An 11,492-nucleotide genomic window follows, 5' to 3' on the forward strand; every position below is an offset into this window, starting at 1 on the left:
CACATTTGAGTTAGTCACTAAATATTTTAAGAAACTAAAAACAATATTTGTTTTCAGCTTTTACTTTCTCAGCAATTTCATTGCGTAAATCTACAATGTCTGGATAGTTTTGATATTTTGTAAAACGTTTAAGCCCCATTAATAGCATACGTTGTTCATCGCCTTCAGCAAAAGAAATAATACTTTCTTTACCTTTATCTTCAACTATGTTTATGGCATTGTATAAATATAGTTTAGACATCGCAATTTGAACAGATTGAGATTCTTCTCCTTGACGTTTTGTATTCTTTTCTGTTCTTAAGATTGCTGATTCTGCCATATAAACTTCAATCAATATATCTGCTGCTGCAATTAGTAATTGTTGATGCTCTTCTAATTCTTGCCCAAACTTTTGCACAGCAGCACCAGCTACCATTAAAAATATTTTCTTAAGCTTAGCAATCATTGCTTTTTCTTCAGAAAACAATTCCGAATAGTCTGGAGTTTCAAATGAAGGAATTCCAGTTAATTCTTCTTGTACTTTCATTGCTGGACCTAATAAATCTACATGGCCACGCATAGCTTTTTTAACTAGCATACCAACAGATAGCATTCTGTTAATTTCGTTAGTTCCTTCATAAATACGAGCAATACGAGCATCTCTCCAAGCTGCTTCCATAGGTGTTTCTTCAGAGAATCCCATTCCACCAAAAATTTGAATCCCTTCATCCGCCGCATTTTGTACATCTTCAGAAACTGCTACTTTTAAAATAGAACATTCAATAGCATATTCTTCTACGCCTTTAAGTTCTGCTTCTTGATGTGAGTTTCCTGAAGCTTCACGAATAGCTATACGATCTTCAATGTTCTTTGCTGCTCTGTATGTAGCAGACTCTCCTGCATAAGCACTAGTTGCCATTTGTGCTAATTTTGTTTTTATAGCTCCAAAGTTTGCAATAGGTGTTTTAAATTGCTTACGCTCATTTGCATAATTTACTGCAGTTGTTAAAATACGACGTTGAGAATCTAAACAAGCCGCAGCAAGTTTAATACGTCCAACGTTTAGGGCATTCATAGCAATTTTAAACCCTTCGCCACGACCAGCCAACATATTTTCAACTGGTACAATTGTATCGTTAAAAAACACCTGACGTGTAGAACTTGCTCTAATACCTAATTTATGTTCTTCTTCTCCCAAAGTAATTCCATTAGGATTATTCCCATCATACTCAACAATAAAGCCAGTAATGTTTTTATCATCCTCAATACGTGCAAATACTATCATAAGGCTGCAAAAACCAGCGTTAGATATCCACATTTTTTGGCCGTTTATTTTATACGATTTACCATCAGCAGAAAGTTCGGCAGTAGTTTTTCCGGAATTAGCATCAGATCCAGCCCCAGGTTCTGTTAAACAGTAAGCACCAAACCATTCGCCAGTTGCTAACTTAGGTACGTATTTTTGTTTTTGCTCTTCTGTACCATATAAAGTAATTGGCATAGTACCAATTCCTGTATGCGCACCAAAGGCTGTACTAAAAGAACCAGTACCACTTGAGATATAATCACAAGTCAAACATGTTGATACGAACCCCATTCCTAATCCGCCATAAGCTTCAGGTACTGCAACACCAAGAAACCCTAGCTCACCAGCTTTACGCATCACATCTTCAGTTAAAGCGTAATCTTTAGCCTCAAATCGATCTTTATGAGGAATAATTTCACGGTCGTTAAATTCCATAACCGCTTCTTTCATCATTTGTTGCTCTTCCGAAAAATCTTCAGGAGTAAATACATCTTCGCAGTTAGTTTCTTTTACTAAAAACTGACCACCTCTTAAGAGATCTTTTTCTGTTGCTTCCATTACTATATTTTGTTTTGTTCTTTTTATTAATTTAAAAATTCGAATATTCCACAAGCACCTTGACCAGTACCTACACACATCGTTACTGCTCCATGCTTCCCTTTCATACCACGTTTACGCATTTCATCAAACAATTGCACAGAGAGTTTGGCTCCTGTACATCCAAGAGGATGGCCCAAGGCTATTGCACCACCATTCACATTTATGATATCAGGGTTTAAATCTAATTCACGAATAACAGCTAACGACTGTGAAGCAAAAGCTTCATTTAGTTCAATTAACTCTAAATCTGATTGTTGTAAGCCTGCTTGTTTTAATGCTTTAGGGATAGCTTTTACTGGTCCAATTCCCATAATACGAGGTTCAACTCCAGCTGCTGCATAGTTTACCATTCTTGCTATAGGTTCAAGGTTTAATTCTTTAACCATATCTTCACTCATTACCATAACAAAAGCTGCTCCATCACTCATTTGTGATGAATTTCCTGCTGTTACACTTCCGCCTTGAGCAAATACTGCACGTAATTTTGCTAAAGCTTCTTTATTGGTGCCTTTACGAGGACCTTCATCTTTGGTAACTGTATATTTTTTAGTTGCTTTTTTTCCATTAGCATCTATGTATGTTTGCTCAACTTCTATTGGCACAATTTGGTCTTGAAAACGATTCTCAGCTTGTGCTTTTAATGCTTTCATATGAGAATTGTATGCAAATTCATCTTGATCCTCACGTGATACTTTAAATTGATTTGCTACTGCTTCAGCAGTATTTCCCATTCCCCAATAGTAATCTTCATGACCAGCTTTTACAATAGCGTCATAATTTAATTCAGGTTTGAAACCTGTCATAGGAACACTACTCATACTTTCAGCACCACCTGCAATGATACAATCTGCCATACCTGCTTGAATTTTTGCTGTAGCCATACCTATAGTTTCTACACCAGAAGAGCAAAAACGGTTAACTGTAACACCTGGAACATCTATAACTTCTAACCCCATCAAAGAGATTAAACGTGCCATATTGAGGCCTTGAGAACCTTCTGGCATAGCGTTACCTACTATAACGTCATCAATACGTTTTGGGTCTAAATTCGGCAATTCCTTCATCATATGCTGAATAGTTTCAGCTGCTAACTCATCTGTTCTTTTAAAGCGAAATACACCTTTTGGTGCTTTCCCAACGGCCGTTCTATATGCTTTTACTATATATGCTGTTTTCATCTTTTATGCTTTTTGCTATTAGCTCTTGGCTTATAGCATCTCTAAATTGTTTATTAAAATATGCCAATAGTTAAAGGCTAAAGGCAAATAGCTTAGTAATTTTTTAATTACGTAAAGGTTTTCCTTTGGTTAACATATGTTGTATTCTTTCTAGAGTTTTACGTTCTGTACATAAACTTAAAAATGCTTCACGCTCTAAATCCAACAAGTATTGTTCATTAACCAAAGTTGGCTCAGATAAATCGCCACCAGCCATAACGTAGGCTAATTTGTTAGCAATTTTCTTATCATGCTCACTAATATATTTACTTGCTTCCATAGAATCTGTACCAACTAAAAACATACTTAAAGCTTGTTTACCAAGAACTTTTATGTCTTTACGCTTTACAGGTTGAGTATATCCCATATCAGCTATTAATTTGGCGTGTTGTTTAGCAACAGCTATTTGCCTGTCTTTATTAACTACAACAACGTCTTTTCCTTTTTGAAGAATTCCTAAATCGAAAGCTTCGTAAGCTGATGTTGCTACTTTAGCCATTCCAATAGTTAAAAAATATTCTTGGAGTGTATTTAATTCTACGTCTCCTTTTTTGAATGTATCTTGAGCTCTTAGAGCCATTTCTTTAGAGCCACCACCTCCAGGAATCACACCTACACCAAACTCAACCAGTCCAATATACGTTTCAGCAGCTGCAACAACTTTATCAGCATGCATAGATAACTCACAACCTCCACCTAGAGCCATTCCGTGAGGAGCAGCAACAGTTGGAATAGAGGAGTAACGCATACGCATCATAGTATCTTGGAAATACTTTATAGCCATATTAAGTTCGTCGTATTCTTGTTCAGCTGCCATCATGAAAATCATACCAATATTGGCGCCAACTGAGAAATTGGCGCCTTGGTTTCCAACAATTAATCCCTGATAATCTTTTTCTGCTAAATCTATTGCTTTATTTAATCCTGCAAGAACATCCCCTCCAATGGTATTCATTTTAGATTGGAATTCTACATTTAAAATTCCATCACCTAAATCTTCAACAACAACACCTGAGTTTTTGAAGACCTCATTCGACTTTCTTATATTATCTAATATGATGAAACTATCTTGTCCAGGAATTTTTTCTTGTGTTTTCTTCGGAATATCATATGCATAAGTAGCACCTTCTTTAATTGAATAGAAAGAAGTACTTCCTGAAGCCAACATCTCATTTACCCAAGCATTAGGTTCTAAACCTTCTGCCTTCATCATTTCAATTCCTTTTTCTACGCCTATAGCATCCCAAATTTGAAAAGGACCATGTTCCCAGCCAAATCCAGCTTTCATAGCATCATCAATCTTGTATAAATCATCTGTGATTTCTGGAATACGATTAGAGACATAAGCAAATAATGCTGCAAAACTTTTTCTATAGAATTCGCCAGCTTTATCTTTACCTTTAACCAATACTTTGAAACGATCAACAACTTTGTCGATAGTTTTTGTCATTTCTAAAGTGGCAAATTTTGCGCGTTTTTTTTCTCTATATTCTAAAGTGTTTAAATCTAATGATAGGATTTCCTTTTTACCATCAGTCGAAACATTTTTTTTATAAAACCCTTGTCCAGTTTTACTTCCCAACCATTTATTTTCCATCATGGTATTGATGAAATCTGGTAATTTGAATAATTCTAATTGTTCATCTTCTTTACAGTTATCAGCAATACCATTAGCAACATGCACTAGCGTATCTAAACCTACTACATCTACAGTTCTGAAGGTTGCAGATTTAGGTCGACCAATTACCGGTCCAGATAATTTATCAACTTCTTCGATAGTTAAATCTAAATCTTTAACTGCATGAAATAAACTCATGATACTGAAAATTCCAATTCTATTTCCAATAAATGCAGGCGTATCTTTAGCTACTACAGATGTTTTTCCAAGGAATTGTTCACCATAACCATTTAAAAATTCTAAAACAGAAGCATCAGTTTTAGGTCCAGGAATGATTTCAAATAATTTTAAATAACGTGCAGGGTTAAAGAAGTGCGTGCCACAGAAATGTTTTTGAAAATCTTCAGAGCGCCCTTCACTCATAAATTTAATTGGAATACCAGAGGTATTTGATGTAATTAAGGTTCCTGGAGTTCTATATTGTTCTAGTTTTTCAAAAACTTGTTGCTTAATATCAAGCCTTTCAACTACAACCTCCATAATCCAATCTACAGATGCCACTTTTGCAATATCATCTTCTAAATTACCAGTAGTAATTCTATTTTTAAATGACTGATGATAAATAGGGGATGGCTTAGATTTTAAAGAAGCTGTTAAGGCATCATTTACTAAGCGGTTGCGTACAACTTTATCTTCAAGCGTTAATCCTTTCGCTTTTTCTTTATCATTAAGTTCTCTTGGTATAATGTCTAATAATAAAACATCAACACCAATATTGGCAAAATGACAAGCTATTCCACTTCCCATAATTCCTGAACCAATAATGGCTATTTTTTTTATTCTGCGTTTGCTCATTTTATTTAAACTACTTATCGTTGTTTTGATTGTATATTCTTTTATTCGTTACCATATCATTAATTAATTCAGCTACTTCATAAAAATGATCTAGTTTTTCTGTAGAGATATGATTTCTTATAGCATCATTAAACTTGAGTACTTTTTCTCTAGATAAATCTCTTTTTTCTCTACCAAATTCGGTTAAATGAATAAGTACACTACGACCATCATTTGGATTGGATTTCCTTTCTATTAAACCACGAACTTCCATGGTTTTTAATATTCTTGACAAACTGGTAGCCTCCATTCCCATTTTTGGACCTAAAGCTGTTGATGGTGTTCCTTTTTCTGGGTCAATATTTAATAAAGTAAACCCGGTTGCCATAGTACTTTCAAACTTTGCGGCTTCTTCGTTATACATTTTTTGTACTGTAAGCCATGTGGTTCTTAATACGTAATCAATAGTTTTGTCTTTCATTTGAGAGAAGTTGGTGCCTCAAATATATAAAAAATTTATTATGCGTGCATAATAAATTTGATAAATTTAACTTTTGATAAAAAATATAAAACTCCCTGATAAGAACTAAGGAGTTTTGGAGGTTATGGTCTATAAATTTTTTCGATAAGATCTTTGTATATCTCTTTTATTACCTTGCGTTTCATTTTCATGGTTGGTGTTAAATGTCCAGCATCAATAGACCAAATGTCTGGTGTGATTTCAAACTTTTTTATTTGTTCCCACTTACCAAAATGAGTATTGGCTTCGTCAATTTCTTCTTGTATACGAGTAATAAGTTTATCATTTATTATTATCTCATTTTTAGAATTAAAAGATAAATTATGTCGTTTTGCCCATTCTTCGACAAATTCAAAGTTCAATTGAATTAATGCCGCAGGCATTTTTTCACCTTCACCGATAACCATTATTTGCTCAATAAAACGAGATTGTTTGAATCTATTTTCAATTAATGCTGGCGCCACATATTTTCCACCAGATGTTTTAAACATTTCTTTTTTCCTGTCAGTAATTTTTAAAAAACCTTCGTTACATATTTCTCCTATATCTCCTGTATGAAAATAATCACCAGTCATTACTTCATCTGTTTTTTTAGAATCTTTAAAATAGCCTTGCATAACATTTGGGCCTTTTACTAAAATTTCACCGTCTTCAGCAATTTTCACTTCTACATTATCTATAATTTTTCCAACAGTGCCAATTCTAAATCCACCATTGCGCTGATCGTTTACCGATATTACGGGCGATGTTTCGGTCAATCCATATCCTTCCATAATTGGCATTTCTGCTGCTGCAAATATTCGAGTTAATCTTGCTTGCAAAGCGGCACTACCAGATACCATTAAGTCTAAATTACCACCAAGGCCTTCTTTCCATTTACTAAAAATAAGTTTTCTGGCTAGCTTAAGTTGTTTTTCGTACCACCAGCCATTTTTGCCATAAGGCTCATATTTTAAACCTAACTCCACAGCCCAAAAGAAAAGTTTCTTTTTTATTCCTGTTAAGTCGCTTCCTTTTGCAATAATTTTATCATATACTTTTTCATATAAGCGAGGAACAGCTGTCATAACATTTGGCTTAATTTCTTTGAGATTATCACTCATAGCTTCAATGGATTCTGCAAAGTATACTTCTACACCACAATATTGATATAGATACAAAATCATGCGTTCGAACACATGGCATACAGGAAGAAAGCTTAAAGATTTTGATTTGCCATAGTCAAATGGCACTCTTTTTTCACTATCTAAAACGTTAGATACTAAATTATTATGGGATAGCATAACGCCTTTGGGTTTTCCTGTAGTTCCTGAAGTATAAATTAAGGTTGCTAAATCGTTTGGCTTAACTGCTTTTTTTCTGGATTCAACTTCACTTTGATTGGTGTTGTCTTCTCCTAATTTTAAAACATCATTCCAGTTATTTTCACCCTTAATGTCATCAAAAGTATATACATTTTTAAGTTTTGTGTTTTCCTTAATAGTATTTAGCTTTTTTACAATTTCAGAATCTGATACAAAACAATAGATAGCTTCAGAATGGTTTAAAATATACTCGTAATCCTCTGCAGCGATAGTAGGGTAGATGGGCACATTTTGGGCGCCAACTTGTAAAACACCAATGTCTAAAACATTCCATTCTGTTCTGTTGGTTGACGAAATTACTGCAACTTTATCATTTGGTTGTACGCCTAATTTCAATAATCCTCTGCTTATAGCGTTGGCTTTATTTATATATTCTTGACTTGAAATTGATTTCCATTCCCCATTGTATTTTGTGGTGAATGCCTTTTCTAAATTGTATGTTTCTAATTGATAATAAGGAAAATCAAAAATTCTTGTAATCTCTGCCATTTGGTATTTTTACTTTGTAGTCTTGCAAAGTATGAAATTAAAAGTGATTTTCAAATAGAATAAAAAAAGCGTTAATTCCAGTGGGTTTTAAAAATATCTTGAAGCTGTGGATATTTTTCATCAGTATCTCTGTATATTTCCCTCTGCTTTATTAACTCTTTTTTCATGTCCTTGATTATTTCTGAATACTCAGAATCGTTATAAGCATTGTGATTTTCATTAGGGTCTTTTTCTAAATCATAAAACTCCCAAGCTGGTTTTGTGCTTTCTTTTGATGAACCAGTCATATCTAAAGATTGGCCATAGAAAAGTGCAAGTTTATATTGTTTATTTCTAATTCCAAAATGCCCTGGTCTTTTTGCATGGTTTGTCCAATATCTATAGTAAGCAGATTGTCTCCAGTTGTTAGGAGTATTTCCTTTTAAGTTCTCTCTAAAGCTTTCTCCTTGGAAAGATTCTGGTTTTTCAATACCAGCATAGTCTGCAAACAATGCAGGAAAGTCAATGTTTAAAATAATATCATCTATACGTTTTCCGGCAGGAACTTCTTTAGGATATCTTACAACAAAAGGCATACGTAACGATTCATCATATATTAAGCGTTTATCGAAGAAGCCATGTTCGCCTAAAAAGTAACCTTGATCAGCCGTGTAAATTACAACGGTGTTTTCTGCTAAACCTGACACTTCTAAATAATCTAAAAGCTTACCAATATTATCATCTATAGCTGCACCAGAGCGCATAAAATCTTTGACGAATTTTTGATAAGTTGCTTTACGGGCAGAAACACTGTCCATATCTTTAGTGTAAAATGGTAATCCTGGATATTTACACCACCATTTATCTGGATCGTTTGACGCCTGTTCGTAACGCCAACTTAAGTTTTCTAATTGCTGACCAGGAAAACTACGTCCCGAAGTTTCTGTAGAAAACTCAAATAGTGAAGCTGGTTCAGGAATTTCAATACCCTTATACAAATCATTAAAACGTTCAGGGAAATCAAAAGGTTCGTGAGTTGCCTTAAAATGTGTCATTAACATAAAAGGTTTCTCATTATCTCTTTGATTTAGCCAATCTATAGATAATTGTGTAATTACGTCAGTTGAAAATCCTTTATGAACATCCCACTCTTCTGAAGGTTTATGGAAATTTTCTGAAGTTCTTAAAATAGGATCCCAATAACGTCCTTGATCATGTAAAATATTATAATAATCAAAACCACTTGGTTCCTTCTTTAAATGCCATTTACCAATAATAGCAGTTTGGTAACCATTCTTGTTTAGCACTTTGGCAATATTTAGACTATCAGGGTTTAAAGCATCACTTAGTGTATAAACACCGTTTAAATTACTGTATTGTCCAGTAAGAATACTGGCTCTACTTGGCACACAAATAGAATTGGTACAGAAAGCATTATTTAGTGTAATGCCTTCGTTTGCTAATCGTTGGATGTTATTGTTTTGAACATAATCTTTTAAAATACCACCATAAATCCCCCAAGCTTGTGAGGTATGATCATCCGACATTATAAAAAGAATATTTGGCTTTATTGTGTCTTGTTTTTCTTCTGATTTGCAAGCTGATAGTATTGTTAATGCAACAAAAAGAAATGTTAGGTTAAATAAATTCTTTTTCATTTTAATGGTTTTAATTAGTTGATTATTATTTCATCAATGAAAATCCACCCAGGATTACCAACACCAGGGTGCCCTTCTGGAATTTTTTTAATGCCTTTTATGTTTATTTTTATAAACTGAGCTTTTTGTTTTGTCTGTAAATTTATGGTATCGATAAAATTGTTTTTATCATTTACTCTTGTTGATGCCTTTGAAGAAATAGGTTGGCTATATGATAACCCATCAGTTGAAAAACTAGCCTCGAAGAGTTTTGGGCAAAAAACCCAATTGGATGGATTATGTAAATAGCCAAGGTTTATTTCTGATATTGATTTATTCGAATTGAGATCGATTACAAATTCTAAATCTTTTCCCTCTTGACCAATCCATTGACCGGAGCTATAATCTACATAGCCACGCTTTCCGTCCGTAAGAATTTCAATGTTTTTATATCTATTATTAAGTTTTTTTGTTGACTTAATCATTTTATGCTTTCCTAGATGATTAATTGTAACCATTTTTTTTGGAATATCTGCTTCATGACCATGTTCCCATAATAAAAATTCAGCTTTTAATTCTTCAACAATTTTAGGATATTTACTTGCTAAATTTTTCATTTCTGATATATCTTCATCTAAATTAGATAGAAATAGAGCATCATTTTCTAAATCCAATTCACCTTTGTGTGAGGTGTCTTTTGGATAGCCTATAAGTTTCCAATTGTCTTTTCTCACAACCCATTGATTCCCATATTTCCAATAAGCGCTAGTTCTGGGAGAACTTGTGTTTGGGTCTTTAATCATTTTAGACATATCTAACCCATCAATATTTTTTGGAGAATTAATGCCACAAAGACTAGCTATAGTTGGTAGCCAATCTATATTAACCAAAAACTTATTGTTTACTATATTTTCAGGTAAGCTATTTTTCCAACTAATAATTGTTGGAAGCCTTATTCCTCCTTCAAATAAGCTGCTCTTAGCTCCTCTGTAAGGACCAGAGTTTCCACCTCCGTTAAAAGCTCGTGTTTCAGTTGAATATCCATTATCTGATTGGTATACAATTATGGTATTATCTCTTATGCCTAATGCTTCTAATTTGTCAATTAAAAAGCCTATTCTTTCATCAATAGTTGAAATGAAAGCAGCATAATCTCCTCTTGGTTTTTCAACATCTTTATAAAATTCTCTCCATTTATCTGTTGGCTGGTATGGGTAATGAGGCATATTGATGGCGTAGTACATAAAGAATGAATCGTCTTTATTATCTTCTACATATTTTAAAGCTCTGTCTGAAGCTAAATCAGGAAAATACTGCCCGTCGTAAAATACTTCTTTTCCATTTTCATAAAGATCATGAATATTCGGACCCGCCCAAAAAAAGTAATGAGAATAATTGTCGATACAACCACGCAAATGGCCAAAGGAATAATCGAAGCCTTGAGCATTTGGAGATGTTTCTTGACTCATGCCTAAGTGCCATTTTCCTATATGCCCAGTTTTATAACCATTATCTTTAAAAAGTTCGGCAAGTGTATATTGATCGTTTGGCATACCATGAGAGTCTGGAACATGAGATGTGTTGCTATTTACTCCAGCATTTTGAGGATATTTCCCTGTTAGTAGAGCAGCTCTAGATGGTGCACAAACCGGAGCTGCAACATAAGCTTGAGTAAATCGTGTGCCTTCTTTCGCAAGTTTATCAATATTTGGACTGTAAATATCTGAGGCGCCATAACTACCTAAATCTACTGCACCTTGATCGTCTGTATATATAATAATAACATTAGGTTTATTTTGAGAAAAGCACTGTAAACCTATTAATAGAATAAGAAAATTAATGCTTTTTTTATTTAGAAGAGAAGTGAAATTAATTTGCATAGAATATTTTGTAACTCATTAAAGTTAAAAATAATATAAATTAATTTCATGCTTTTTTAGACTAATAGC

The 11,492-nt window shown here is 33.7% G+C and carries 7 protein-coding genes; all 7 read right to left on the reverse strand.

The features are described 5' to 3' along the window. Positions 1-34: 34 nt before the first annotated feature. Positions 35-1,843 (reverse strand): acyl-CoA dehydrogenase family protein, encoded by a 1,809-nt coding sequence (locus tag M3P09_RS05195; protein ID WP_249972284.1) that lies wholly within the window; start codon positions 1,841-1,843, stop codon positions 35-37. Between the two features lie 26 nt (positions 1,844-1,869). Further along, positions 1,870-3,063 carry an acetyl-CoA C-acyltransferase gene (locus M3P09_RS05200; protein WP_249972285.1) on the reverse strand — a complete coding sequence of 398 codons (1,194 nt, stop codon included), beginning with the start codon at positions 3,061-3,063 and terminating at the stop codon, positions 1,870-1,872. Positions 3,064-3,166: 103 nt separating this feature from the next. Beyond that, complete coding sequence (locus M3P09_RS05205) at positions 3,167-5,575, reverse strand: 3-hydroxyacyl-CoA dehydrogenase/enoyl-CoA hydratase family protein (protein WP_249972286.1); 2,409 nt, start codon at positions 5,573-5,575, stop codon at positions 3,167-3,169. A gap of 10 nt (positions 5,576-5,585) precedes the next feature. Further along, entirely contained in the window at positions 5,586-6,035 is a 450-nt protein-coding gene (locus M3P09_RS05210; protein WP_099564266.1) for a MarR family winged helix-turn-helix transcriptional regulator, read from the reverse strand. Between the two features lie 122 nt (positions 6,036-6,157). Next, entirely contained in the window at positions 6,158-7,927 is a 1,770-nt protein-coding gene (locus M3P09_RS05215) for an AMP-dependent synthetase/ligase (RefSeq protein WP_249972287.1), read from the reverse strand. A 71-nt stretch (positions 7,928-7,998) separates the two neighbouring features. Further along, a complete protein-coding gene (locus tag M3P09_RS05220; protein WP_249972288.1) occupies positions 7,999-9,564 on the reverse strand; it encodes a sulfatase family protein in 1,566 nt (521 codons plus the stop codon). Between the two features lie 14 nt (positions 9,565-9,578). Further along, positions 9,579-11,423: a sulfatase family protein gene (locus M3P09_RS05225; RefSeq protein WP_249972289.1), complete on the reverse strand. Its 1,845-nt coding sequence runs from the start codon at positions 11,421-11,423 to the stop codon at positions 9,579-9,581. Positions 11,424-11,492 lie beyond the last annotated feature (69 nt).

It is taken from the genome of Jejuia spongiicola (genome assembly GCF_023502325.1).
Taxonomy (GTDB): Bacteria; Bacteroidota; Bacteroidia; order Flavobacteriales; family Flavobacteriaceae; genus Wocania_A; species Wocania_A spongiicola.

Excerpts from the sequence above, each read along its gene's own strand:
- M3P09_RS05195 (WP_249972284.1), bottom strand. The coding sequence starts at position 1,843 with ATGGAAGCAACAGAAAAAGATCTCTTAAGAGGTGGTCAGTTTTTAGTA.
- M3P09_RS05200 (WP_249972285.1), bottom strand. The coding sequence starts at position 3,063 with ATGAAAACAGCATATATAGTAAAAGCATATAGAACGGCCGTTGGGAAA.
- M3P09_RS05205 (WP_249972286.1), bottom strand. The coding sequence starts at position 5,575 with ATGAGCAAACGCAGAATAAAAAAAATAGCCATTATTGGTTCAGGAATT.
- M3P09_RS05210 (WP_099564266.1), bottom strand. The coding sequence starts at position 6,035 with ATGAAAGACAAAACTATTGATTACGTATTAAGAACCACATGGCTTACA.
- M3P09_RS05215 (WP_249972287.1), bottom strand. The coding sequence starts at position 7,927 with ATGGCAGAGATTACAAGAATTTTTGATTTTCCTTATTATCAATTAGAA.
- M3P09_RS05220 (WP_249972288.1), bottom strand. The coding sequence starts at position 9,564 with ATGAAAAAGAATTTATTTAACCTAACATTTCTTTTTGTTGCATTAACA.
- M3P09_RS05225 (WP_249972289.1), bottom strand. The coding sequence starts at position 11,423 with ATGCAAATTAATTTCACTTCTCTTCTAAATAAAAAAAGCATTAATTTT.